We start from the raw sequence: 25695 nt of genomic DNA on the forward strand, positions 1-25695 counted from the left end.
CATACCAGGAAGCAACGTCAGGTCTTAACAGGAAAATCTCGATGTCCGCACCGATCTCCAACGTCCGCCCTGAACCGGACAAAGTTCTCGTCGATATCGTCGACTATGTGCTGAATGACAAGATCGACAGCGCACTCGCGCTCGAAACGGCACGCAACTGCCTGATCGACACGCTCGGCTGCGGACTCGAGGCCCTCTCCTACCCCGCCTGCACGAAGCTGATGGGACCGATCGTGCCCGGCACGATCGTCCCGAACGGCGCAAAAGTGCCGGGCACCCAGTTCCAGCTCGACCCGGTTCAGGCCGCCTTCAATATCGGCGCGATGATCCGCTGGCTCGACTTCAACGACACCTGGCTGGCCGCCGAATGGGGCCATCCGTCCGACAACCTCGGCGGCATTCTCGCCACCGCCGACTGGCTCTCGCGCAACGCCATCGCCAGCGGCAAAAAACCGCTCGCCATGAAAGACGTCCTGATCGCCATGATCAAGGCGCACGAAATTCAAGGCTGCATCGCGCTCGAGAACTCGTTCAACAAGGTCGGGCTCGACCATGTGCTGCTCGTGAAGCTCGCGTCGACCGCCGTGGTCGGCCAGCTGGTCGGCCTCACGCGCGACGAGCTCATCAACGCGGTGTCGCTCGCCTTCGTCGACGGGCACTCGTTGCGCACCTACCGCCATGCGCCGAACACGGGCTCGCGCAAGTCGTGGGCCGCCGGCGACGCGACCTCGCGCGCCGTGCGCCTCGCCCTGATCGCGAAAACCGGCGAGATGGGCTATCCGTCGGTGCTCACCGCGAAGACCTGGGGCTTCTACGACGTGCTGTTCAAGGGCAACGCATTCAGCTTCCAGCGCCCGTACGGCTCGTACGTGATGGAAAACGTGCTGTTCAAGATCTCGTTTCCGGCCGAGTTCCATTCGCAGACCGCCGTCGAAGCGGCCATGACGCTGCACGCGCGGCTCGCGGCAACGGGCCGGCGCGTCGAAGACATCAAAAAGATCACGATTCGCACGCACGAAGCGGCGATCCGCATCATCGACAAGAAGGGGCCGCTCGACAATCCGGCCGATCGCGATCACTGCATCCAGTACATGGTGGCCGTGCCGCTGATCTTCGGGCGCCTGACGGCAGCCGATTACGAAGACGCGATCGCGCGGGACCCGCGCATCGACGCGCTGCGCGCGAAGATCGAATGCGTCGAAGATGCGCAATACACGAAGGATTATCACGACCCGGACAAGCGTTCTATCGCAAACGCCTTGACCATCGAGTTCAACGACGGCTCGACGCTCGACGAAGTGGCGGTCGAGTATCCGATCGGCCACAAGCGCCGCCGCGCCGACGGCATCCCCTTGCTCGTCGAGAAATTCCGCACGAATCTGGCGCGGCGTTTCCCGGCAAAGCAGCAGCAGGCGATTCTCGATGTGTCGCTCGATCAGGCAAAGCTCGAAGCGATGCCGGTCAATGAATACGTCGATCTGTACGTCATCTAGTTCAGAAACGTAGCAACGTCATTTCCTCGAACCCCAGGAAAAAACCATGGCCCACAACCTCCACAAAACACTCAAGGAATTCGACAGCGGTTCCGGCAAAGGCAAGTATTATTCGCTGCCGCAACTCGGCAAGGCACTGAACGTCAAGATCGAGCGACTGCCGGTCTCGATCCGTATCGTGCTGGAATCGGTGCTGCGCAACTACGACGGCAAGAAGATCACCGAAGAACACATCGAGCAACTGGCGACCTGGAAGCCGAACGCCGCGCGCGTCGACGAAATTCCGTTCGTCGTGTCGCGCGTCGTGCTGCAGGACTTCACCGGCGTGCCGCTGCTCGCCGATATCGCCGCGATGCGCGGCGTAGCCGAGCGCGCGGGCAAGAACCCGAAGTCGATCGAGCCGCTCGTGCCGGTCGACCTCGTCGTCGATCACTCGGTGCAGATCGACCACTTCCGCGAGAAGGACGCGCTCGACCTCAACATGAAGCTGGAATTCAAGCGCAATAACGAGCGCTACCAATTCATGAAGTGGGGCATGCAGGCATTCGACACGTTCAAGGTCGTGCCGCCGGGCGTCGGCATCGTGCACCAGGTGAACCTCGAGTACCTCGCACGCGGCGTGCACAAGAAGGGCGACAACGGCGATACGGTCTACTACCCGGATTCGCTGGTCGGCACCGACAGCCACACGACGATGATCAACGGCATCGGCGTGGTCGGCTGGGGCGTAGGCGGCATCGAGGCGGAAGCGGGCATGCTCGGCCAGCCCGTGTACTTCCTGACGCCGGACGTGGTCGGCGTACAGCTGTCGGGCAAGTTGCGCGAAGGCGTGACGGCCACCGACCTCGTGCTGACCATCACCGAAATGCTGCGTAAAGCGAAGGTGGTCGGCAAGTTCGTCGAGTTCTTCGGCGAAGGCACGCGTTCGCTGTCCGTGCCGGACCGCGCGACGATCGGCAATATGGCGCCGGAATACGGCGCGACGATGGGCTTCTTCCCCGTCGACGAAAAGACCATCGACTTCTTCAAGGGCACAGGCCGCACCGATGCGGAAATCTCGGCCTTCGAAAACTACTTCAAGGCGCAGGAACTGTTCGGCGTCGCCGGCGAAGGCGAAATCGACTTCACCACGGTGCTGAAGCTCGACCTCGGTACGGTTGCGCCGTCGCTCGCCGGCCCGAAGCGTCCGCAAGACCGCATCGAAATCGGCAACGTGCAGTCGACCTTCAAGGATCTGTTCTCGAAGCCGGTCGGCGAAAACGGCTTCGCGAAGAAGGCGGCCGACCTCGATGCCGAATACACGACCACCAATGGCGTGAAAGTGAAGAACGGCGACATCCTGATCGCCGCGATCACGTCGTGCACGAACACGTCGAACCCGAGCGTGCTGCTCGCCGCCGGCCTGCTCGCGAAGAAGGCTGTCGAAGCGGGCCTCACGGTCGCGCCGCACATCAAGACGTCGCTCGCGCCGGGATCGCGTATCGTCACCGAGTACCTGACGAAGACGAACCTGCTGCAATATCTCGACAAGCTCGGCTTCACGCTCGCCGCGTACGGCTGCACGACCTGTATCGGCAACGCCGGCGACCTCACGCCGGAACTGAACGAAGCGATCACGAAGAACGATATCGTCGCGGCAGCCGTGCTGTCGGGCAACCGTAACTTCGAAGCGCGTATCCACCCGAACATTCGCGCGAACTTCCTCGCGTCGCCGCCGCTCGTCGTCGCGTACGCGATCGCCGGCAACATCACGCGCGACCTGATGACCGAGCCGGTCGGCAAGGGCAAGGGCGGCAAGGACATCTACCTCGGCGACATCTGGCCGACGAGCGACGAAGTCAATGCGCTGCTCAAGTACGCGCTCGACGCCGACGCGTTCCGCTCGAACTATTCGCAGCTCACGAAGAAGGGCGACCTGTGGAGCAAGATCGAAGGCGCCGAAGGCCAGGTCTACGACTGGCCGAAGTCGACCTACATCGCGGAGCCGCCGTTCTTCGGCGACCACTTCTCGATGGAGCCGTCGTCGAGCATCGCTGCGGTCAAGGGCGGCCGTGCGCTCGGCGTGTTCGGCGACTCGGTGACGACCGACCACATCAGCCCGGCAGGCTCGATCAAGGAAGACTCGCCGGCCGGCAAGTGGCTCAAGGAAAACGGCGTGCAGAAGGCCGACTTCAACAGCTACGGCTCGCGCCGCGGCAACCATGACGTGATGATGCGCGGCACTTTCGCAAACGTGCGGATCAAGAACCTGATGATCCCGGCGAAGGCGGACGGCACGCGCGTCGAAGGCGGTCTGACGATTCACCAGCCGAGCGGCGAACAGATGTTCATCTACGACGCCGCGATGAAGTACATCGACGAAGGCACGCCGACGTTCGTGTTCGCCGGCGAAGAGTACGGCACGGGCTCGTCGCGCGACTGGGCCGCGAAGGGCACCCAACTGCTCGGCGTGAAGGTGGTCGTGGCGCGCAGCTTCGAGCGGATCCACCGTTCGAATCTGGTCGGCATGGGCGTGCTACCGCTGCAGTTCAAGGGAGCGGACAGCATCCAGTCGCTTGGCATCACCGGCGAAGAGACATACGACGTCGAAGGCCTCAACGACGACTTCAAGCCGCAGCAGGAAGTCACGCTCGTGATCCATCGCAAGGATGGCGAAACGAAGCGCGTGCCGGTGCTGCTGCGTATCGATACGCCGATCGAAGTCGACTACTACAAGCACGGCGGGATTCTGCCGTTCGTGCTGCGTTCGTTGCTCGCCGCCTAAGCGCTTGCGAGCAACCCGCCTGCGTTTTGCAGGTGCTGCGCCTTCGCAAGAGGGCGCGGCAACTTTAGAAGCCCAGCGCTGCTGGGCTTTTTTTATGGCTCGGCGACGGTTCGGCGCATGGTTCGGGGAAGATTCGCCGCAGGCAGGCGTCGAGTGTATCGAGACCGGCCGGCTTCGGCAGTATCGCGGCGAAAAGCGCGCGCGGCACGACGATGCCGGCGATCGTTCCCATCGATTCCGGTGTTTCGGATGCTTCGGATGCTTCGGATGCTTCGGATGCTTCGGATGCTTCGGATGCTTCGGATCTTTCGCCCGTCATCAGCACGACCGGCGTCGTGCCCGACGATTCGCGGTTCTTCGCGCGGATCCGCCTCGCGAGTTCGACGCCGCTCGCACCGGGCATATGCAAGTCGGTAATCACCAGATCGAAGCATTGCCGCATCATCGCCGCCAGCGCGCCGTCGACGTCGGGGGCGACGATGCTGCGATAGCCGAGCACGTCGAGTTGCCGCGCAACGACTCTGCGGTTGATCTCGTTGTCGTCGACCACGAGCACGAGACGCGGCGCCGCAGCGGCAACGCGACCCGGCGCAGGCGCGACGGCGTACGCACGCGGCCGCTTGACGCGCGCGTCATGGTTCATGCTGTGTAACGCGCACACGCGCTGAACCGCGCTCCACGAGAGCGGGTTCACCGACAGCGTGAACCGGCCTGCGATCTCGCGCAATCCGCCTGGCACAAATGCCTGGGATACCGCAATGAATCGGCCTGTGCGCGATGGCTCGGGCAGTGGCGCATGCTCATCGGCAAACCAGAGTTCGACGTGCTCGGGCGCGGGCATCCCCGCCGGCACGACATCGACTCCGAGCCTGTCGAGCAGATCGCTCAACGCAGCGCGCTCGTCGCGCGCGGCCAGGTCGACGACGGCCGTGCGACAGCCGCGTTCCGACGGCAGACGCGCGAGGCGCTCGACCGTAAACGGCGCATGGAACGCGACGCATACGCCGAACGTCGCGCTATGGCCGATCTCGATGTCGCCGCCCATGCGCCGCGCGAGCACACGGCACAGTGCAAGGTCCCGGTCGACCGATGAAACCACGCCCGCGGGTCGATCGCCGTCGACGTCCTCGTCGCATGCGTGGACATCGGATTTCAACGCACTTGCCTGCCCGTCATCGCTGACGCCGATGAACACCTGCTGCGCGCCCGCGTTCAAGGTCTCGCCGCGGGCAGCGAGCGTGAGCCGGCCCGCGCCGACCGAGTCGATCGCCGCAGCGAGCAGATTGAACACGATCTGGCCGATGCGCGCGCGGTCGGCCAGCACCGATGCAGCCACCGACCGGTCGATGCACACGCGCAACTCGATGCCTTTTGCCGCGGCGTGAGGCGCGAGCAGCACGACCGCACCGTCGATCGCGCCGCGCAGATCGACCGGTGTTTCGTCGAGCACGATCGCACGCGCGTCGACAGGCGAGGAATCCAATACATCGCGAACTGCCTGGGCGAACGTTGCAAGCGCCGAACGGACCACCTGCGCAACGGGCGTGGCGGCAAACGGCGCGGACCGGCTCGCCGCCTGACTATCAGCTTGTGCTTGCGCCTCGTTCAGCATTTCGACGAGTGCCTGTGCCGGACCGCATGCGATACGCTGCGCGCGCTCAGCGACGCGTGCGCATTCCAGTTCGGCGGCAGCTTTGCGCCGCCGCGTGTCGGTCTGCATATCTTCAATATGCGCGTGTTGAACGGCAGCGGCGCTATGCAACCGGGCAAACGCTTCCTCGTAGCTGCGCGCGCGGCGCACGGCTGCGGCGAGTACCGCGTGTGAGCGCGACAACGCGATCAACGCCGATACCACGATGCCGGTCGCCGGAGCGCCAAGCAACGCAAACGCACAGATCGAAGCAAGCGACGCCGGATGTTGCGCCACGCCCGAACGCGCGGCCTCGCGCAAGCGCCGCACGCGAGGCCACGCGCCCACCCCGATGACGGGTTCACTCATCGTTTCGAGTTCAGACACAGGTTCAGTCGATCAGCTTATGATGCGTCGCGAACTCGATCATGCCGGCAAGCGATGACAAGCCCAGTTTCTCGCGCAACCGGCTTTTATATGTGCTGACCGTTTTATCGGATAGGTATAGCCTCGTGGCGATGTCCTTATTGCTGACGCCGCGCGCCAGATATTGCAGCACTTCGACTTCGCGCGGAGACAGGCACTCGAGACCCGCGTCGCGATTCGCGTTGCACGCTTCGACAGGAAAGCAGTCGTAACCGAGCAATACCGTGCGTACTGCAGTCAGCAATTCGCCGAGTTCACGGCCTTTGCTGACGTAACCATTCGCGCCGGCGAGCCGGGTATGACCGGCCATCACATGTTCGGGTTTTGCCGACAAAACCAGTAAGCGGATGGTTTCGCTTTGCGCGCGAATTCGGCGAACCATCGAAAGTCCATCGAGTTTTGGTAAATCGAGGTCAAGAATGGCGAGGTCGGGCGTTTCAGAAAGAATCATTTTCAGGCCGCCTTCGCCGTCTCCACATTCACCGATGACCTGCATTTCCGGATCTGTGGCGAGCATACTTGCCACCGTACCTCGCACCATCGGGTGGTCATCGACAATGACGATTCTCTTCATTAACAGCCCTCATTTACCGAGGATTGAATTTTTGGATCCGAGCTGAATCGGGTGGATAAATCAGCAAAATCAGGTACGATTATAGCAATCCTATATCTTCTGGATTCCTTATCGTAAAGTGCGAGATATCTGTATTGCCCGTATGATTTTTCCTACAAACCGGCTTAAAAACTGACACATCCAATTATGATCATGCCGCGCTCCAGCATTATGGTTGTCGACGATCATCCCGCAATGCGTCTCGCACTGCGCCAGGTGTTCAGCAAAACCGGCGAATTCGACGTCGTCGCCGAAGCGGGAACCGCCATGCAAGCGCTGCAAATGAGCGAGACCGCCGCACCGCAACTCGCGATCGTCGACCTGCGGCTGCCGGATCTCGACGGCATCGAACTGATCCTGTCGCTGCGCAAGGCACGGCCCGAGATGCGCATTCTCGTGTTCTCGTCCGCGGACGAACGCATTCATGCGTCGCATGCCAAAGAGGCTGGCGCGCATGGCTTCGTCAGCAAGGCTCGCGAGCCCGATGAACTCGTCGACAGCGCGCGCCTCGTCCTTTCGGACTTCACATGTTTCGCAACCGAAACGCAAAGAAAGCGCAGCGCCGTGCTTTCCGAGCGCGAAACGGCCGTGTTGCGAATGCTGATCGGCGGCACCAGCAATGTCAACGTCGCAAAGGCTCTGGGCATCAGCCCGAAGACGGTCAGTACCTACAAGACACGACTGTTGCGCAAGCTCGCGCTGCGCACGGTCATCGACCTCGTCGAATGGGCGAAGTCGAATGGCATCCGGCACTAGGCGCCGCGGCTGGTCCGATCTGATCGGAGAGGGACCAGCCGATTTGCGTGAAACGCTGATCGACAGCGCGCATGCGGATCTGCGAGCGGCGCTCGAAGCGCTATGCGCACGCGACTTCGAGCGCGCCGAATTTATTGCGCACCGAATGAAGGGAACGGCCCGGCTGCTGGATGTTCATGCAACGATCGCTGCGTGCATCGCGCTCGAGACGCAGTGCCGGCAGCGCGATGCCGCACGGTCGCGCACGGCGTTATCGCAGCTCGCGCGCAGCTTCGACGCTGCGTTCCATGCACTCGACGCACCCGCACAGTCGATCGACCCAACGCGTTCGTTTGAATCGGATACCTGAACGATTTGCAAACACGGCGCGAGTCAACGCAGCAATGCATCACGCGGTCGTGCATCGTACACGGCAAAGCGGCCGCCGCACCGTTTTCGTGAGGCAGCCGCATCTTTTGCACACAAGCGCCTTGAGCCGATCTCGGTTTTTACTCGCCGGGCTGTTGTGCGCCGCTCGCCGAACCCGAACGCATGAAGTTCATTTCCACACGGCGATTCGGCGCAAGACACTCGATCAGCTGTTCGCGATTGCGCTCGTCGCACTGCACGACCGGGTCGGCCTTGCCGTGACCGCGCGCGGTCATCGGCACGCTGATACCGCCTCTCTGCAGGTAGTGCCGCACGGTATCGGCGCGCTTCTTCGACAGCTCCCGGTTGTACGCGTCGCTGCCGAGCCGGTCGGTATAGCCGTCGATACCGATACTCCTCACGTCGTCGACCTGCTTCAGGTCGTCGATCAGCTGGTCGAGCCGCGCGCGGCCGTCCGGCAGCATGCCGGCTGCGTCGCCGCGATCGAAGCGGAATGTCGTGTCGCCGCGCAGCGTGATCTTCGGTTCGATCTTCGGCGTCGACACCACCGGCGGCGGCTTGCACGCTTCGAGCGCCGCGCCGATACCGGGCAGCGTCTGCGTCACGCGATCGACGCGTTGCGCGCTGTCGCTGAAGTCGCGCGTCCACGCTTCGTGACCCGCGTGAATCATCTCGACTTCGGAACACGCCGTCAGCCGCTGCGCCTCGATACAGGTCGGAAACTCCGGCGCGCCTTTCGCGGCCAGGATTTTCTGCCACACGTCGGGCCGCACGACCGTCGCCGTGCGCAACTCGGGATTCTCCGCCGAGAGGTTGTTGCCGGTTTCGAGCGATGTCGTGAGCCGGTCCGCTTCACGCAGCGCCTCCTCGACAAAGCCCCAGTGATTGAAGTGGCTGCGCTCCTGCCGTGCGGCATCGGCCCAGCATTGCGCCTTCGCGCCGAAATAATTGTCCTTGCGTGCGCCGAGCGCCTGCAGCCGCTGCTGCACGGCATCGGCCATCTTGCGATTGTCGGCGCCACGGTAGGTATCGAGCCATTGCGGCGTCGCCGCGCCGGCTGCGGCGTCCTGCGCCGCGCCGAATCCGGTCTGCAGGACCGTCGCGTTCTGCACCTGCAACTGATCGCGTGTGGCCGACGCCGAGCATCCGGCAAGCAACGCCGCGCACGCGAGGGTGATCAATGAATACTTCATATTTGTGTTCCATCAGGAATGGGCCGCGCGGATTTCCCGCGCGGCCCGGTCAGCTACACCGAGGTACCGGTCTCGAATCGATGCTTCGTGGGCTGGCTAGTTGCCGAACACGATGCCGACACCGGCGCGCACGATCGTGCTGTTGCCGCCCGCGCTCGAGACGCCGAGGTTGTAGTTGATGGTGCCCTTCTCGTTCCAGCGCGACACGCCAAGGCCAAGCGCCGCCGTGCCGCGGTAGCCGGCGACGCCCGCGTTTAGCGTCGTGCGGCCGGGCAGATACGGCGTGACGATGTTCAGCGCGGACGCCGCTGCGATGCCGCGGCGATTGTCGCGATCCATGTCGTTGAGACGGCTCTGGATGCCGTTGACCGCGCCGCTCAACTGACCCACGTTGACCGCATCGGTCGGCGCCGAGCCGGCTGCGACGTTCGTGATCTGACGTTCCGCGCCCGCCGCGCCGACCGACACCGTGTTGTCGCGATCGGCAACCGAGTTCGCGCCGAGTGCGACCGCGTTGGTCGCAGGCGCAGATGCCTCTACACCGAGCGCGACGGACTGGTCGCCGCCGGTCACCGTGCGTGCGCCGATCGCGATCGCGGCGGTGCCCGATGCGATCGAACCGTTGCCAATCGCGATGGCGTCAGTACCGGTGGCTGAGCCGGTCGGCAGGACGTTGACCCTGGGGTCGTCGCCGCCGCTGGGGATTTCGCTGATCTTGTCCGTCACGTAGGTCGTCACATACGACTGCATCTGCCCGAGATTCACCGCGTCGAACGGATCGACGGCGTCGGCCACGTTTTTCAGCTGCGTCGGCGAACCGCCTGTATTGAACGTCACGCTCGCCTTCGACGCGTTATCGTACGCGACGAACGAGTTCGTCACGACACCGTTCGGATCGACGTTGAGGCCGGCCGCTTTCAGTTGCTTGAGGTTGACCGCTTCGAGGTCGGTTTTGGCGTCGGCCACATTGCCGAGCGTGACGGGCGGGCTGCCGTTGACGCCGCCGAGCGTGACCTTGTCGCGCGCCGAGGTATCGTAGACAACAGGGTTCACGTTCGGGCCCACGTCGGCGCTGGCGATATAGGCATTGACCTCATCGAACGCGCTTCCGACGTTGTTGTATGTCTTGCCGTTGACCGAATACTTCGGCTTCGACACCTTGCCATCGGCGCCTACCGCCGCGCCGCCGCCCAACGCGCTCGCAATCGAATCCGCCGTGCCATACAACTGCGCGCCGTTGATCGCATCGCGGCTCGATGCGGACACCGCGCCCGCCGCGAGGTTGGTCAGCGTGACCGGCGCGTTGGCGCTGGTGCCGCCGAGCGTCACGCGGTTTTGCGAGGTCGTGTCGTAATGCACCGCATCCGGATCGCGACCGTCCCCACTGCCACCGCCCATCTTCGAAGCAGCCTCAATGGCGGAGCCGACGTCCGTATAAGTCTGTCCGCCGAGCGTGTACGCAGGCTTCTTCACCGCGCCGGAAGCATCGAGACCCGCACTGCCGCCCAGCGCCGCGAGCACGCCTTGCAGCTGGCTCACGTTCACCGCATCGTAGTTTCCGGTGCCCGCCGCCACGTTGACGATCTGCCGCTGCAACGCCGCACTGCCGACCGAAATCACATTTGCCCGGTCCGCCTGCGAGCCCGCACCCAGTGCGACCGCGCCCGGCTTGCTGGCAACCGTCGACGAGCCGAGGGCCAGCGAATCCTTGCTTTCGGCAGCCGCGAGGTAGCCGATCGCAACGGAGTTTTCAGCATCGAAGCCCGTCGTCGCGCTCGCGCCGATGGCCGTCGTGTTCACGCCGAGCGCGCCCGCTTTCGCGCCGACCGCCGTCGAGGCGGTGCGCAGCGCGCCCGCAGCCGCACCTACCGCCAGCGCATTCGGTCCGGTTGCCGCCGACGACGGTCCGACCGCCATCGCATTCTGATCGTCCGACGCGCGCGTATCGACACCCGGCGTCGTATTCGAACTCACCGCGATATAGTCGGTCACCGACTTGGTCGCGCCGAGCAGCATCGACTGCACGCCCGCCGTCTTGACCACCTTCTTCTCGAGCGCGGACAACTGGCCGATCGTCGCCGCATCCGTCGCATCGATGCCGTCCGCGACATGGGTCAGCCGCCGTTGAACCGTCGAATTGCCGAACGATACGACGTTCGTCGCGTCGGTCATCGAACCGGTGCCGATCGCAATCGAGTTGTCGTGCAGCGCCTGGGCGTTCTTGCCGAACGCAATCGAATCGGCATTGCGCGCTTTTGCCTCACTGCCGAACGCCATCGATCCATCGCGATCGGCCACGGCGCTGTAACCGATCGCGACGCTGCCTTTGCCCTCCGTCGTCGCCGCGCCGGGCCCGATCGAGACCGATCTGTCGGCGCGCGCCAGCGCGCCGCTGCCGACTGCCACCGCGCTGCCGCCGGACGCCTTTGCTTCGGGAACCGAAGGATCGTCATTCGGCGCGGCCACGCTGATGTACTTCGTCGCCGAGGTCACATCTGAATTGATCGTGTCGACGGTATAGCCAACCGCCGCAAGGGCCGAGCCGACGTCGTTATACGTCTTGCCGCTGATGTTGTACGCGGGCGCCTTGATCTTGCCGTCTGCGCCCGCGATCGCACCGCCACCCAGCGCAGCCGCCGCGCTCGTCGCCGTGTTGAACAGCTGCGAGCCGTTCACTGCGTCGCGGCTCGCCGCGGCGATCTGGCCCGCACCGACGTTCTTCAGCGCAACGGTCGCCACGGCCGCCGTGCCGCCGAGCGTCACCGTGTCGTGCGACGTCGAGTCGTACAACACCGAATTCGCAAGACTCGCCGACGAACTCGCAGCGACCGCCGACTTCAGCTGGCTCACGTTGACCGCGTCGGTACCAGCCGCACCCGCCGCGACGTTCGTCACGCGGCGCTCCTTGCCGACCGAACCGACCGAGACCTCGCCGATCGCCGATGTGCCCGAAAGCTCCAGCGAGCCGGGCTGATAGGCGGGCGTGTTCAGATTCGAAACCGTCAACGCATTCGAGCCGAGCGCAACCGAATTCGCGCTCGTTGCGCGCGCATTGCCGCCGATCGCAATCGAATCCGGGCCCGTCGCCGTCGCCGCATCGAGCGTCGAGTTCGCGCTGAAGTATTTGATGCCGCTGCCGTTCGTGATGTTGTTCACGACGTTGGTCAGGTTCGTCACGTTGCCCGTGACGTTCGCGACGTTCTGGTTCGTCTCGAACAACTGGCTGCCGTTCACCGCGTCGGTGCTCGACGCGCTCAGCGTGCCCGCCGCGAGCCGCGTGATCTTCGTGCCGTCCGTGCCCTTCAGCGTAATCGTGGCACGCGTCGCGTCGTCGTACGCGACGAATGCGTTCGTCACATGGCCGCTCGTGTCGATGCTTGCGCCCATGTCCTTCAGCTGCTTGACGTTGACCGCGTCGTTGTTCGCCTTGCCGTCCGCCACGTTGGCAACCGTCACCGGCACCGACGCGTTCTTGCCGCCGAGCGTGACGCGCGTCTTCGACGTGTCGTCGTACGAAACGAACGAGCCCGTCACGCCGCCCGTCGAATCGAAGCTCGCGCCCATGTCCTTCAGCTGCTTCAGGTTGATCGCGTCGGTATCCGCCGTGCCTGCCGCGAGATTGGCGATCTGCCGTTCCGCGCCGGCCGCACCGACCGACACCGTGTTCGCGCGATCGGCAAGCGCATTCGAACCGAGCGCAACTGAGCCATTCGCCGTCGCACGCGCATTACCGCCGATCGCGACCGTATCCGCACCGGTTGCCGACGAATCGGCCAGCGACGAATTGGCATGGAAATACTTGACGCCATTGCCGCCGTTCGTGATGTTGTTCACGACGTTGGTCAGGTTCGTCACGTTGCCCGCCACGTTCGAAACGTTCTGGTTGGTCTGGAACAGTTGCGCGCCGCTGACCGCATCGGTGCTGCCTGCACTGAGACTGGCGGCGGCAAGACCCGTGATCTTCGTGCCGCCGCTGCCTTTCAGCGTCACCTGCTGTTTCGTCGAATCGTCGTATGCGACAAAGCCGCCGTTCACGTTGCCGCCGCTATCGAAGCTCGCACCGAGATCCTTGAGCTGCTTGACGTTGACCGCATCGTTGTCCGATTTGCCGTCCGCGACGTTCGCGAGCGTCACACGCTTCGTCGCGCTCGTGCCGCCGAGCGTGACCTTGTCGCGCGCGGTCGTATCGTATTTGACGGCGTCGGCCGCGCCCGCACCCGATATCGCCGCCGCCGCGATCGCCGAACCGACATCGGAGTACGTCTGCGTACCCACCGTATACGCCGGCTGTTTGATCGTGCCGTCGGCGTTCACGCCTGCGCCGCCGCCGAGCGCGGTCGTTACGCCCTTCAACTGGTCGACGTTGACCGCGTCGTACCGCATCGTGCCCGCCGCGACATTGACGATCTGCCGCTGCTTCGTACCGTTGCCGACCGACACGGAGTTTGCGCGATCCGCAACCGAACCCGCGCCGAGCGCGACCGCGCTCGACGCTCCGACCGTCGCACCCTTACCCAGCGCCACGCCGTTGTCGGCCGCGGCCCACGTCACGGCATTCGTGCCGACCGCTATCGAACTCGTGCCGTTTGCGATCGACGATGTGCCGAGCGCGAGCGTATCTTCGGTTTCCGCGCTGGCCAGATAACCGATCGCCACGCTGTTCTTCGCATCGAAGCCCGTCGTTGCGCCGACGCCGACCACCGTCGCGTTGATGGCAAGCGCCCCGGCTTTCGAGCCGACCGCCGTCGAGCCCGTGCGCAGCGCGCCTGCACCGGCGCCGACCGCCAATGCGTTCGGACCGGTCGCCGCCGAAGTGGGGCCAACGGCCATCGCGTTCAGGTCGTCCGAGGCGCGCGTCGCGGCGCCGGGCGTCGTATTCGGACTCACCGCAATGTAGTCCGTCACGGCCGACGCGCCGAGCAGCGCCATCGATTTCAAGCCCGTGTTCTGCTTGTTCAATTGCTGCTGCAGCGCCGTCAACTGACCGACCGTGGCCGCGTCCGTCGCATTGATGCCGGCCGCCACGTTCGTCAGGCGCTTCTCGCCGCCGGTATGCCCGAACGAAACGGTATTGGCCTCATACGCCTGGGCGCCCGAGCCGATCGCGACCGCGTCGTCGAACTGCGAACGCGCGCCCGTGCCGATCGCGAGGCTGCGATTGCCGGCCGCGAACGCGCCGCCGCCGATCGCGGTCGTCTCGCTGCCGAGCGACATCGACTCGCTCGCGTTCGACACCACCTTCACGTACTTCGCGGTGACCTGCACATCCTTGCCGACCGCGCCGATCGCGTTCATCGCGGAGCCGACGTCGCTGTACGTCGTGCCCGAGATCGTAAACGTCGGCGACGTCACCGTGCCGTCCTGCTGCACGGTCGATCCCGCTCCGATCACCTTCGCGACGCTGTTCGCGGTCGCGAACAGCTGGCTGCCGTTCACCGCATCCTTGCTGCCCGCTTCGAGCCGTCCCGAGGCGAGGTTCGTCAGTTGCACCGGCATCGATGCGTCGACACCGCCGAGCGTCACCTTGTCGTGTGCGCTCGTGTCGTAAGTCACGCCGTTCGCCGAGCCGGAGCCGATCTTCGCGTTGACCGCCGACAGCGCGGAACCGACGTTGCTATACGTCGCGCCGTCGAGCGTGTACGACGCCGACACGCGGCCGTCCGCGCCGACCGTCGACGACCCGCCGAGCGCGCCCGCCACGCTCGACGACGTCTGATAGATCTGCGCACCATTCACTGCGTCGCTGCTCGATGCAGTCACCGCGCCAGCGGCGAGATTCGTCAGCGCGACCGGCGCGCCTGCGCTCGTGCCGCCAAGCGTCACCTTCGTATGGGACGATCCGTCGTATTTCACCGCGTCCGAAGCGCTGCCGCCGCCGTTGGTTGCAAGCGCATCGATTGCGGAACCGACGTTGTGATAGGTCTTGCCGGCAATGGTGTACGACGGCGGCGTAATCGATCCGTCGGCCGTTTGGGCATTCGCATTGCCGCCCAGCGCCTCCGCCGTGCTTTGCGCAAGTGCGCCGACGCCTTTGCCGAAGTCCTGAAAGCCCTGGTTTGTCGCCGCCGCGAGCGCGAACATCTGCGAGCCGTTGACGGCGTCCGTGCTGTTCTGTGTGATCGCGCCCGCCGAGAGATTCTTGACCGTCACCGGTTGCGAGGCGCTGATACCGCCTAGCGTCAGCGACGTGCGCGCCGAACTGTCGTATTGCACGAGATTCGGCACGCCGCCCGTTATGGCGCTCTGTACCGTCGTGTTGAGCTGCTTCAGGTTGACCGCGTCGGTATCGGTGGTGCCGGCCGCGAGGTTCGTCAGCTGACGCTCGAGGCCGGGACTGCCGATCGACACCGTGTTCGCGCGATCCGCGCGCGAGTTCGAGCCGATCGCGACCGTGTTGTAGGCAAGCGCCGTCGAGTTGCCGCCGATCGCGACCGATTCGCTGCCGCCCGCGGTCGAATCGGCGAGCGCCGATTTCGCGTGGAAGAATTTCAGATCGGTCGTATCCGGCGGCGGGGGCGGGGTCACGCTGCCGCCGCCGTCGATGCTCGCGATCGCTGCATTCAGCTGGTTGACGTTGACTGCATCGGTCCCTGCGCTACCCGCGGCGACGTTGACGATTTGCCGCTCGGCGCCCTGCTTGCCGACCGATATCGTATTGGCGCGCGTCGACACCGACTCGTAGCCGAGCGCCACCGAATTGCGCGCGAGCGCCGATGCATGCGCGCCGAGCGCCGTCGACGTATCCGCCGACGCAAGCGCCTGTCCGCCGAGCGCGGATGCAAAGGCGCTCGTGGCCTGCGCTTCGCCGCCCAGTGCGACCGAGCCATTCAGGCCGTTCGCCAGCGCGTTGCCGCCGAGCGCGATGTTTTGCGCTCCGTTCGCGCGCGCGCCTCCGCCGATCGAAATCGCATCTGTGCCGTTTGCCGTCGACTCGGACAGCGACGAGTTCACATGGAAGTACTTGAGGTTGTTCCGGTCATACGTGTACGCATAGGCATCCGCCGCATTGACGCCGTTATAGGTGATGTTCGTCGTATTGCCGCCGCCGTCGGCGCCGCCGCAGAAGAACAGGAAACAGAACCAGTCGTTGGTCGGCTTTGGCGTTGCCGCGCCGGTCACGCCGTTCGTGCCGTTCGTGCTCGCCAGATTCGCCGGCACCTTCGGCACGACCTCGGTATCGGCCGCATAGGTCAGGCCAACCGCCCCGAACGTGGCCGCTGACGCGACCACGGCCGAAGCGATATTGCGCGCGCGGCGCTTCGATTTCTTGCCGGCAGCCCGTGCGGTTTCCGCTGCCGCGACATAAGTACCCGTAGACTCATTCCAGACTGACTTGTAAGCCCTATTCATTCCTCTTGCCTTCTCACAATTAAATTGATGGATCTCTCGTGCGTGCGCATTTGAATGGCGACAGACGGCTTTCGATAAAGCCTGATGATTCGATTTAATCGATCAGATCAGACCTTCTCGCGAGGTCAATTTAGCTTCGCAAGGAAAACAAAAAAATCAGGGAAGTTTGCGCGTGCGTAGGGTTTTTCTGAAAGCGTGAAGAGAAAAGGAACGTGCACAGGTGACGCAAAGCGATGAATGCACGTATCCGTTTGATCTTTATATCTATTTTTCTTGCACACCGAAGTGAAACGGGTTGCGGCGTGAAGTTTAGGAAAAGGTCAGCTCACGCCAGGAAGTTTCTTAGGCTTTAACGCTTTCCGCTTCTATATACTGAGTCGCGACGCAATCGAATAAATAAATATTGCCGGTCGCGTCGAAAATACTCAATACCGGTTTGAAGCCTGTTTGCATTTTAAAAATTCCATTATTCCTTTTATTCTTTATGATTGACTCCATCAAACTTCCGGTTCGCCGCGGAAAAGCCCGGCAACTCGGTCAGGGTATGACCGAATACATCATCATCGTCGCGTTGATCGCGGTCTCGGCGATTGCCGTGTATGCATCGTTCGGCAAGACGATCCGCACGCAGACAGTTGGACTTGCGCATGAAATGTCCGGTACAGATTCGACAACTGATGTTAATAACGCGAAGGACGCTGCCGCCAGGGCACAGACCGATGCGGCCAAAGACAAAGGTATGGGCGCATACGGAAACAGCGGCAATACGGACGCCGGCACAGGCGACCAATAACGCCTGACGCCTCCAATCCATCATGCAACGCTCTGCCCGCAAGGGCAGGGCCAGATTCGCCGGCACACGTGGGCAGGCGCTGGTCCCTGCCCTCCTCTTTCTGCTGGTCGGCGGCATCGGTCTTTATGTCGCATTCGGCTCGTTCCAGATGACCGGCGCGAAGATGAAACTGCAAAACACCGCCGACGCAGCCGCTTATAGCGCCGCCGTGCTGCAGGCACGCGACTACAACTTCGCGGCCTATACGAATCGCGCGATGGTCGCAAACCAGGTGACCGCGGCGCAAGTCGTCGCGCTGAAGTCGTGGATCGACGAACTCGATGCGACCTATGCCGGCAATCCCGATACCGAAGACCTGATTCAGACGGCCGCCGCCCATCCGTCGTTATGGACCACACCGAACCGGCGTGGGCGCCTCGACATCGCCCCCGTGCGCAACGCGCTCGACGCCTTGCTGCCGACGGTCGCGCAAGGTATCGGCTCGATTACGCGCGCGCTCAGCGACGCGCAAACCGGTTATCACATGGCGCTCATCACCGCGATTCCCGAGACCGCCGATGCGGTCGCGCGTCGCAACCAGTCCGACACGCATGTGACATCCGGATATTTCACGAGCGAACGCAACGCCGTACAGCTCATTGCGTGGCAATCCTATACGACCATCGTCACGCCGGCCGGCAAGCTCGATAACGATCATCTCGCCGATGTCGTAACCGATGCGCAGACGCTCGATGGCTTCGTCAAGCGGCGCGTGTCGTCGCGCAGTGTCGCGCCCGACTATCAGCAGCTCGACGATCAGGCGTCCGCGACGTGCCGGCCTGCCGGACGCATCACGATCAATGTCACGCATGTCGGCGGCACGCAGTTGCGCACCGACAAGAAAGGCTGGCAATCGATCGACGCGAGCACGGCGCACGTCATCACGCCCTGCACGGGTGCCGTCGATACGATCGCCGGTCACGGCGGCAGCACGAACGGCAATACGCGCGGTTATATGACGAACCCGCCTTTCGTCTCGTGGAGCGACTGGAAGGGCTACGGCGGCTATTACAACTTCGGCGACCACACGAGCCCGACACCGGGCCTGCTGATTCCCGACGCCATGGCGCAACAGTTCACGCTCGGACCCGGCCCATCTCTTGATTCGAACAACGGCGGCCTCCTGCCTTACGAGGACATCGCCGGCACCCCGACCGCCGAAGACGCGCCGCGCATCACGATCGAAGTCGAACGCGAGGCGGACACGCTGAACAACACGCCGGGGCTGCATGGCGCGGCGCGGATGCAAGTCGACAACGGCAGCGCGCGCGGTGTGATGCGCGCGCTCGCCAGTGCTCAGGCGTATTTCGTGCGGCCCGCGGAAGATCCATTCGGTGCGTCGACAAGCGGCGCGCTATTGCATGCGAGCGAGTGGCTGCGCGCGGACGGCAAGCGCGAATATCCGAGCGTGTTCAGTCCTTTCTGGCAGGTGCGGCTCGCACCGGTCACCGATAGCGAGCGAGCCGCAGCGCGCGAAGCGCAGATGCCGCACGATACGCCCGCAGCGAGCCGCCGATGACATCTCACACGAGAACACGCGCGAACCTGCGCGCCGGCGACAACGGCCAGGCGATGGTGGAATTTCTCGTCGTCACGATGTTCGCCATCGGCGTGCTATTTATCGCGCTCGCGATGCTCGGCAAGTTCAGCGACATCCGCAACAAGACGCTACTCGGCGCGCGCTATGCAGCGTGGGAGCGTTCAGTATGGCTCGACGTCGAGACCGAATCATCCTCCGATAGCGTGCGCGGCGAAAACGACTGGTTCGCCGCTTACGGCAGCGGCGCATTGCAGCTGACGAAAGGCGATGCGGCGATCCAACGCGAATTCATCCAGCGGACCATCGCGGCAAACGGCGCACCGCTGCTCGGCACCGATCGCGACGCGCAGCGCCTGCCCGCGGCGGGCCAGGCAATGTGGCGCGACCACAGCGGCGCGTCATTGCTTACCGCCGCGCAGGATGTCGTCGCATCGACCGGCGCGGAGCCAATCGCGGCGGCAGCGCTCGCCTCGTACATCGGCGCGCCCTATGGAAGCGTGCGCACGGCGAACGGCGCGACGTACACGGCAGCACTCGACCTGCCGACGCGCAATTTGCAGTCGGGTACGGTAAGCGTCGCAATCGGCAAGCAAAGCGATGCGCTCAAGCGCCTATGGCCGACATTTGACGGGCTTACGTTTACCGACACCAATGCGCTGCTGACCAACACATGGTTGCCCGAAGGAGCGGCGAGCGGGCGCGCCCTTTTCACGCGCGCAGTTCCGGCCGCCCATGCCGAACTGGTTCCGTCCTCGCAGTACCTGCGTCTGCGGCCCTATGCGCCGGAAATCGACACGCTCGAGTTCGGCCGCGTGCGCGACGAAGTCGTGCCGAACGATCGCCTTGCTCCATGAAGCGGACGTCATTTCCCATGCGTTTCCTGATTCAGCCGCTCTCGCGCTGCGTGACGAACCGGCTCAGCCTTTACGCCGCGCTTCTGTGCTTACCGTTACCGCACGCGGCGGCTGCACAGTGCGAGCGGTTCCCGGTTCAACCCGAACGCGTCCAGGTTATCGCCAACGACATGCTGATCGACGGCATTCCGACCACGGTTTTCGATCTGCAGTTCGCCGGTTCCGCCCACGACGTATCCGAAGCATTCCGCGCGTTCTGGACGCGCGAAGGCGTACCGGCGAAAGCGCGTCTCGAATCGTCGAGCCTGCTGCTCAGCGCGCTGGACGGACCCTGCCACTATGTGCTGCAGATCGCCCCCGTGCGCGAAGGTCCGCACGCAAAAGGCCTGATGAGCGTCATGCGTCTCGCCGGGGGCGATACGACGCACCACATCCCCGACGCGGCGATACCGCTGCCGCCAGACGCAACGCGCGTCTCGAACGTCGAAAGCCGCGATCCGGGACAGTCTGGCCGCACATCGATCGTGCGCGTTAGCGGCGATGCGGCACACCAGGCGCGGCGTTATAGCGACATGCTCGCGGCGCAAGGCTGGAGCGCAATTGCGATCGCGCCCGCTTATGCCGTGAGCGGCACGTCGAACGGCGCCGACGATGGCGCGATCGACGGTGCCCAGCAGGTTGCCGGTACCGCTATCGCGATGCAGCGCGGCAGCGACCGCATCGACGCCGTCTTCTCCGGCGGCAGCGGCAACGGCGCCACGCAAGCCGTCATTCACCTAACGAGGATTCGTTGACATGCAACGACACCATTGTTTCCGCGCAGACCGGCCCAGCCGTACCTGCCGCGCCGCGCTGCCCCGCCAGCAATACGGTCAGGCCGGCGCCGAGTATCTCGTGGTCGCGAGTGCACTCGTGCTCGCGCTGCTGTACGGCTCCGAACTGCCGCCGGTCGCCGCGCTGATCGCCGCGCTCAAATCGTGTTTCGGCGCGTACAGCTTCGCGCTCTCGCTTCCCTGATGCACCTGCATCCATTCGATTCGTCATGCTCAAGAAAATCAGATTTCGTTCGTTATTCGGCAACGCGTGGGTCGTGCTGTTCGTCGCGGTGTCGATTGCCGCGCTGTTAACTTTCTTCGTCTATCACTATCTGGCCGACCGCGAAGCGCGGCTCAAAGCCGAGATGTCCGGCAGGCGGACACGCGCCGGCGTGGCGGTGGTCGTACCGAATCGCGACGTGCCGGCCGGCACGCCGCTCTCGAGCAGCGACTTCGTCTCGCGCGACATCGCACCCGACCTCGTCTATGACGACATGATTCGCGTCGCGGACTTCGACGCCTATCGCGCATCGAAGCTCGTGCGTCCCGTCCTGCATGGCCGCCCGTTGCGAACCGCCGATATCGACGCGTTGCGCGGACACGATTTCTCCGACATCCTGCCCGCCGGACAGCGGGCGCTCACGCTCGAGATCGACACGGTCAACTCGACTGCTTCGATGTTGCGGCCCGGTAATCGCGTTGACGTCTACTGGGTCGGCACGAGCCTCGATTCGGCAGCCGGCACGTCGCGTCAGCCCGACGAACGCAGGATCGTCCGGTTGCTGATGCCCGACGTGCTGATTCTCGCGACTGGGCAGGACGTGCGCACGCGCAGCGCCGACGGTCCGCAAGGCAGCGCCGACGGCGTCCGCGCGAACACGAACTACAGCACCGTCACCGTACAGGTGCCGTCGGTGGACGCGGCCCGACTTGTGCTCGCGCAGCGCGTCGGCACATTGCGTCTGATCTTGCGCAATAGCGGCGACAAGCAAACGGAATTGCCCGTCAAGCTAGCTGAAAGCGATCTGTTCCCCTCTGCGGCGGCGGCGCGCGACGCATCGCTCGTCGAAATCATTACGGGCGGCAGCGCGTCCGGTTCGACGACACGCGTGCCCGGCTCCGTTGTCGACGAACGCGCGCCGGCGATTGCCTCGACGCCGCGCCTGCCCGTTGCCGATGCGCCGCCTTCCGAACCGGCCGCTGCGCCCGCGAGCCTCTATGACGAGGCCAACGCAATCGCCCGGCAGCTTCAGCAACACAACTCGCCCAACGCGCCGAATTCGAACTAAAGCACCCCACACACGCTTCGGATTTCAGATGAAAGTAAGTCACTGCATTGCCGCCCGCCGTGCGACGTTGCGCCGCGCGTTCGTTCACCTCCTGCTCGCCACAACGTACGCACTGTCCGTGTGCGGCGCCGCGCATGCCGCGGTCGACCCGGCGCCTGCCGCCACGCGCGGTGTCGCGACCGATGCCCGACCTGCCGTCGGCGGCATGCTCGAGATGTATCGCGGCGAAGTGAGAATGCTCGACGTGCCCGGCACGATCAAACGTATCGCGATCGGCAACGGGAAGCTGATCACCGCCAACGTCGTCGACGGCAAGCTCATGCTGCTTGGCGAAAACGCCGGGATGACCTCGCTCGTCGTCTGGAACGGCAGCGGCGTCGCGCTGCAGGCTACCGTGCGCATCGCGAAAAGCGACGTGACCGCGACCGCGGCGCAGTTGCGCAGCGTACTGGCCGCCGTACCCGGGCTGCGCGTGCAGACGGTCGGGCCGAATATCGTGCTGGCGGGCGCCGTGCATCGCGATATGGCGCCTGTGGTCAAAGCCGCGATCGCCGACATGAACAACGTGATCGATACGACGACAATCGACGAAGGCGACGCGTTGAAAAAGACGGTCCACTTCAAGGTGCAGATCATGGAAATCACGCGCACGGGGCAACGCGAGCTCGGCATTGCATGGGACAGCCAGTTCAACGGGCCGCAACTGACCGGTCAGGGGTTCGCGGGCAGCAGCGTACCCGGCGCGAACTTCTTTTTCGCCGGCCTCGCGAGCTCGCTGACCTCGCGCATCAACTTCGCGATCAACAAGGGCGACGCATACATTCTGGCCGCGCCTGAACTCAACGCGAAAAGCGGCGGCACGGCGACGTTTCTGGCCGGCGGCGAAGTGCCGATTCCGAAGGCCGGTGCGCTCGGCACCACCGATGTCGATTACAAGCCTTATGGGATCAAGCTAAAAATCAAGCCCGTCGTCGACGCGAACAACATCATCTCGGCAAACGTGCAGACCGAGATCAGTCAGATCGACCCGTCGGTTTCATACGGCGGCTTCCCGGGATTTCTCACACGCAGTGCGACGTCGGACATTTCGCTGCGCGCGGGCGAAACGATTGCGATCTCGGGGCTCGTCAGCGCAGACGCACTCGATGCGTCCAACGGCATGCCGTTTCTCGCGCAGTTGCCGATCATCGGCCAGCTGTTTCGTTCGGACAGTTTCCGCTCGAAAAAAAGCGACCTCGTCATATTCGTGACGCCGCTTATTTCGGACCCGACGCTCGCGCCGAACACCGATCTGCTCGCGCGCGCGGACAAGGGCGCGAGCCTCTATCGCGAGCACTTCGGCAATCCGAGTCCGCTCGGCGATGCCGCGGAGCCGGCGCCAGCGCCAGCGGTACCCAACGGGCACGGCGACGGACAGGCGCCTCTATCGATCGTGCCTGGCGCGCCGGACGTTGCATCAGCGCCTGCACCGTTGACACGGATCGAAGAACCCGGAGCACGTCTGCCTACAGCAATAGTGGCCCCTGTAAAGCCCATAAACGAAATCGCACTGCCGATAACGGGAGATGCGCAAACGGAAATCCATTCCGCCACGCGAATCGGCCTCGCTGAAGCGACGCTGATACGCAACGCGCAACTGCGTGCCTCCGACCTACCCGCGGCGTCCACCGCGTCGATGCTGATACCGGCCGCGCCGGCAAACGAAAGCCACTGAGCGATTTCACGGAGCCCAATCATGCTGAAGCTGCAGATCCATACGCGAAACGCCCCGGTGCGGACGATCGAAATCGAACACAGCTGCACGATCGGCAAGCGTCCCGACTGTGACGTGATCGTCAAAGGCATACTGATCGGCAAGGTCCATGCACGCCTCGTGCGCGAATACCATGCGTGGTATCTCGAGGACCACGGCGGGATTGTCGCCACGCTCGTCAATGGGTCGCCGGTGGTCCGCTATGGTCCGCTCAGCGAGACGGACCAGATCGAAATCGGCTCGACCGTGATCAGAATCGGTTCCGCCACGCGGACGTCGACACCCGCTTGCGCGGTCCGTGCGCAGCCGGCTGCAAGCAAACCGCTCGCCCAAGCCGATGCAACGCACGCGGATGCGCCGGCTCCGTTCGCTGCCGACCATCCGCAAGCGACCGTGCATGCACCGGCAAGGCCCGCTGTCGCGCCGGCGCAGGCTGATATGCGCGCGCTCCCGACTCGCGGCCCGATGGCGGGTGAGGCGGGCGACGCGTCGCATGTGGGCAGTACGGCGCGTGAAGCGGCAGAGGCATCGATCACCGAATTCGCACGCAGACCGCCATCATATGGAACGCGCGTTCCCCGTGCTTTTGCCTTTCCGGCGCCGCCGCTGGAAGCACCGCACGAACCGGTCTTGCCGCAACCGGCTATCACGCGCATCGGTGCGGCGGCACCCTCGTCCCGTGCCGAGCCTTCCGCTGCACAGCCCCCCGACGCAACCGCCCTCGCGTCGATCAACAGCGCAGCCGGCGTCGAACTGCGCAAGCTCGCTCATATGAAAGTGATCGCGGCGCTCGATCTTCGGCGTCTGAATGTGTCGCGGATGGCCGACGAAGAGTTGCGCACCACGGTCGGCGACGCACTCGATGAAATTCTCGCGAACGACCTGGCATTTCGTCGCAGCGATATCGATGTCAGAACGCTCAGAAAAAGCGTCTTCGACGAAATCATCGGGCTCGGCCCGCTCGAGGAACTGCTTGCCGACCCGGGCATCAGCGAGATCATGGTCAATTGCCACGATGAGATCTTCGTCGAACAGAACGGGCGCCTCGCCCGCTCGCCCGTGATCTTCACCGACGACCGGGCGGTGCTCGGCGCGATCGAACGGATCGTCGCACCGATCGGCCGGCGTATCGACGAAAGCTCGCCAATGGTCGACGCGCGGCTCAAGGACGGCTCGCGCGTCAACGCCGTCATCCCGCCGCTCGCACTGAAAGGACCCAGCATCACGATCCGCAAGTTCTCGCGCCGCACGCTGACCGGCGCCGATCTGATCGCATTCGGGTCGATGTCGGCGGATATGCTCGAATTCCTGCAGACCGCCGTGCGCCAGCGCGCGAACATCGTGATTTCGGGCGGCACCGGTTCGGGAAAGACCACGCTGCTCAACGTACTGTCCGGCTATATTCCGGATGACGAACGGATCGTCACCGTCGAAGACGCGGCGGAACTGCAGCTCTCGCAGCCCAATCTTGTTTCGCTTGAAGCACGCCCTGCGAACATGGAAGGCAAAGGCGCGATCCCGATCCGCGACCTCGTGAGGAACTGTCTGCGGATGCGGCCCGACCGGATTGTCGTCGGCGAATGCCGCGGCGGCGAAGCGCTCGACATGCTGCAAGCCATGAACACCGGCCACGACGGCTCGCTCACCACCGCGCATGCGAACTCGCCGCGCGACTGCATTGCGCGCCTCGAAGTGATGACGCTGATGGCAGGCCTCGACCTTCCCGTGCAGGCGATTCGCGAACAGGTCTGTTCGGCCGTCGACATCATCGTCCAGCAATCGCGCTTTTCGTGCGGTTCGCGGCGCGTGACGCACATCACGGAAGTCAGCGGCATGGAATCGGGCGTGATCCAGCTGCAGGACGTGTTCGTGTTTCGCGAAGCGGGCTTCGGCGAGGATGGCCGGATTCAAGGCGATTTTGTGCCGACCGCGTACATACCCGACTTCTATCAGGACCTGTTGCGCCGAAGCATCGCTGTGAACACAGACATCTTCACGCGCAACGAATGAAGGAATCG

The 25695-nt window shown here is 64.1% G+C and carries 16 protein-coding genes; 12 read left to right on the top strand and 4 right to left on the bottom strand.

The window, feature by feature from the left end:
* Positions 1 to 41: 41 nt before the first annotated feature.
* A complete protein-coding gene (locus tag BTO02_RS20655) occupies positions 42 to 1493 on the top strand; it encodes a bifunctional 2-methylcitrate dehydratase/aconitate hydratase (protein WP_075159137.1) in 1452 nt (483 codons plus the stop codon).
* A 46-nt stretch (positions 1494 to 1539) separates the two neighbouring features.
* Complete coding sequence (gene acnA / locus BTO02_RS20660) at positions 1540 to 4257, top strand: aconitate hydratase AcnA (protein ID WP_075159138.1); 2718 nt, start codon at positions 1540 to 1542, stop codon at positions 4255 to 4257.
* A gap of 64 nt (positions 4258 to 4321) precedes the next feature.
* Here acnA and BTO02_RS33930 read toward each other — a convergent pair whose 3' ends face one another.
* Positions 4322 to 6256 (bottom strand): ATP-binding response regulator, encoded by a 1935-nt coding sequence (locus BTO02_RS33930; protein WP_156883930.1) that lies wholly within the window; start codon positions 6254 to 6256, stop codon positions 4322 to 4324.
* A 22-nt stretch (positions 6257 to 6278) separates the two neighbouring features.
* Complete coding sequence (locus BTO02_RS20675) at positions 6279 to 6887, bottom strand: response regulator transcription factor (RefSeq protein ID WP_075159139.1); 609 nt, start codon at positions 6885 to 6887, stop codon at positions 6279 to 6281.
* 210 nt (positions 6888 to 7097) lie between these two features.
* Here BTO02_RS20675 and BTO02_RS20680 point away from each other — a divergent pair, with 210 nt between their 5' ends.
* Both BTO02_RS20680 and BTO02_RS20685 read left to right on the top strand, forming a co-directional pair.
* The gene (locus tag BTO02_RS20680; protein WP_075161233.1) at positions 7098 to 7682 is read left to right on the top strand and encodes a response regulator transcription factor; all 585 of its coding nucleotides are present in this window, start codon (positions 7098 to 7100) and stop codon (positions 7680 to 7682) included.
* Positions 7666 to 8031, top strand: coding sequence for an Hpt domain-containing protein (locus BTO02_RS20685; protein WP_075159140.1), 366 nt, complete (start codon positions 7666 to 7668; stop codon positions 8029 to 8031). Before BTO02_RS20680 ends, BTO02_RS20685 begins: the two co-directional genes overlap by 17 nt.
* Positions 8032 to 8170: 139 nt before the next feature.
* On the opposite strand, the gene BTO02_RS20690 is transcribed toward BTO02_RS20685, so the two are convergent.
* Entirely contained in the window at positions 8171 to 9244 is a 1074-nt protein-coding gene (locus BTO02_RS20690) for an OmpA family protein (RefSeq protein WP_075159141.1), read from the bottom strand.
* A gap of 96 nt (positions 9245 to 9340) precedes the next feature.
* Positions 9341 to 16594, bottom strand: a complete 7254-nt coding sequence (locus BTO02_RS20695) for a YadA-like family protein (protein WP_075159142.1) — start codon at positions 16592 to 16594, stop codon at positions 9341 to 9343.
* A 484-nt stretch (positions 16595 to 17078) separates the two neighbouring features.
* Between BTO02_RS20695 and BTO02_RS20700 the strand changes: the two genes are divergently transcribed.
* Genes BTO02_RS20700 through BTO02_RS20735 form a run of 8 tightly spaced genes read left to right on the top strand, consistent with a single transcriptional unit; the run spans position 17079 to position 25687 of the window.
* Complete coding sequence (locus BTO02_RS20700; RefSeq protein WP_083615286.1) at positions 17079 to 17387, top strand: pilus assembly protein; 309 nt, start codon at positions 17079 to 17081, stop codon at positions 17385 to 17387.
* Positions 17388 to 17409: 22 nt separating this feature from the next.
* Positions 17410 to 18945, top strand: a complete 1536-nt coding sequence (locus tag BTO02_RS20705) for a hypothetical protein (protein WP_075159143.1) — start codon at positions 17410 to 17412, stop codon at positions 18943 to 18945.
* The gene (locus BTO02_RS20710) at positions 18942 to 19820 is read left to right on the top strand and encodes a hypothetical protein (protein WP_075159144.1); all 879 of its coding nucleotides are present in this window, start codon (positions 18942 to 18944) and stop codon (positions 19818 to 19820) included. Before BTO02_RS20705 ends, BTO02_RS20710 begins: the two co-directional genes overlap by 4 nt.
* Positions 19821 to 19837: 17 nt before the next feature.
* Positions 19838 to 20614 carry a hypothetical protein gene (locus tag BTO02_RS20715; RefSeq protein WP_075159145.1) on the top strand — a complete coding sequence of 259 codons (777 nt, stop codon included), beginning with the start codon at positions 19838 to 19840 and terminating at the stop codon, positions 20612 to 20614.
* 1 nt (position 20615) lies between these two features.
* Entirely contained in the window at positions 20616 to 20837 is a 222-nt protein-coding gene (locus tag BTO02_RS20720; protein ID WP_075159146.1) for a hypothetical protein, read from the top strand.
* Positions 20838 to 20862: 25 nt separating this feature from the next.
* Positions 20863 to 21924 (top strand): Flp pilus assembly protein CpaB, encoded by a 1062-nt coding sequence (gene cpaB, locus BTO02_RS20725; protein WP_075159147.1) that lies wholly within the window; start codon positions 20863 to 20865, stop codon positions 21922 to 21924.
* Positions 21925 to 21952: 28 nt separating this feature from the next.
* On the top strand, positions 21953 to 23638 hold the full coding sequence (locus BTO02_RS20730; RefSeq protein WP_083615287.1) for a type II and III secretion system protein family protein: 1686 nt from the start codon (positions 21953 to 21955) through the stop codon (positions 23636 to 23638).
* A 21-nt stretch (positions 23639 to 23659) separates the two neighbouring features.
* Entirely contained in the window at positions 23660 to 25687 is a 2028-nt protein-coding gene (locus tag BTO02_RS20735) for an ATPase, T2SS/T4P/T4SS family (RefSeq protein WP_075159148.1), read from the top strand.
* Positions 25688 to 25695 lie beyond the last annotated feature (8 nt).

Origin of the sequence: Paraburkholderia sp. SOS3 (assembly GCF_001922345.1) — a bacterium.
Taxonomy (GTDB): domain Bacteria; phylum Pseudomonadota; class Gammaproteobacteria; order Burkholderiales; family Burkholderiaceae; genus Paraburkholderia.

Coding starts and splice junctions, on each gene's coding strand:
- BTO02_RS20695 (WP_075159142.1), bottom strand. CDS start 16,594: ATGAATAGGGCTTACAAGTCAGTCTGGAATGAGTCTACGGGTACTTAT.
- BTO02_RS33930 (WP_156883930.1), bottom strand. CDS start 6,256: ATGAGTGAACCCGTCATCGGGGTGGGCGCGTGGCCTCGCGTGCGGCGC.
- BTO02_RS20690 (WP_075159141.1), bottom strand. CDS start 9,244: ATGAAGTATTCATTGATCACCCTCGCGTGCGCGGCGTTGCTTGCCGGA.
- BTO02_RS20705 (WP_075159143.1), top strand. CDS start 17,410: ATGCAACGCTCTGCCCGCAAGGGCAGGGCCAGATTCGCCGGCACACGT.
- cpaB (WP_075159147.1), top strand. CDS start 20,863: ATGCTCAAGAAAATCAGATTTCGTTCGTTATTCGGCAACGCGTGGGTC.
- BTO02_RS20730 (WP_083615287.1), top strand. CDS start 21,953: ATGAAAGTAAGTCACTGCATTGCCGCCCGCCGTGCGACGTTGCGCCGC.
- acnA (WP_075159138.1), top strand. CDS start 1,540: ATGGCCCACAACCTCCACAAAACACTCAAGGAATTCGACAGCGGTTCC.
- BTO02_RS20685 (WP_075159140.1), top strand. CDS start 7,666: ATGGCATCCGGCACTAGGCGCCGCGGCTGGTCCGATCTGATCGGAGAG.
- BTO02_RS20715 (WP_075159145.1), top strand. CDS start 19,838: ATGCGTTTCCTGATTCAGCCGCTCTCGCGCTGCGTGACGAACCGGCTC.
- BTO02_RS20720 (WP_075159146.1), top strand. CDS start 20,616: ATGCAACGACACCATTGTTTCCGCGCAGACCGGCCCAGCCGTACCTGC.
- BTO02_RS20655 (WP_075159137.1), top strand. CDS start 42: ATGTCCGCACCGATCTCCAACGTCCGCCCTGAACCGGACAAAGTTCTC.
- BTO02_RS20710 (WP_075159144.1), top strand. CDS start 18,942: ATGACATCTCACACGAGAACACGCGCGAACCTGCGCGCCGGCGACAAC.
- BTO02_RS20680 (WP_075161233.1), top strand. CDS start 7,098: ATGGTTGTCGACGATCATCCCGCAATGCGTCTCGCACTGCGCCAGGTG.
- BTO02_RS20700 (WP_083615286.1), top strand. CDS start 17,079: ATGATTGACTCCATCAAACTTCCGGTTCGCCGCGGAAAAGCCCGGCAA.
- BTO02_RS20735 (WP_075159148.1), top strand. CDS start 23,660: ATGCTGAAGCTGCAGATCCATACGCGAAACGCCCCGGTGCGGACGATC.
- BTO02_RS20675 (WP_075159139.1), bottom strand. CDS start 6,887: ATGAAGAGAATCGTCATTGTCGATGACCACCCGATGGTGCGAGGTACG.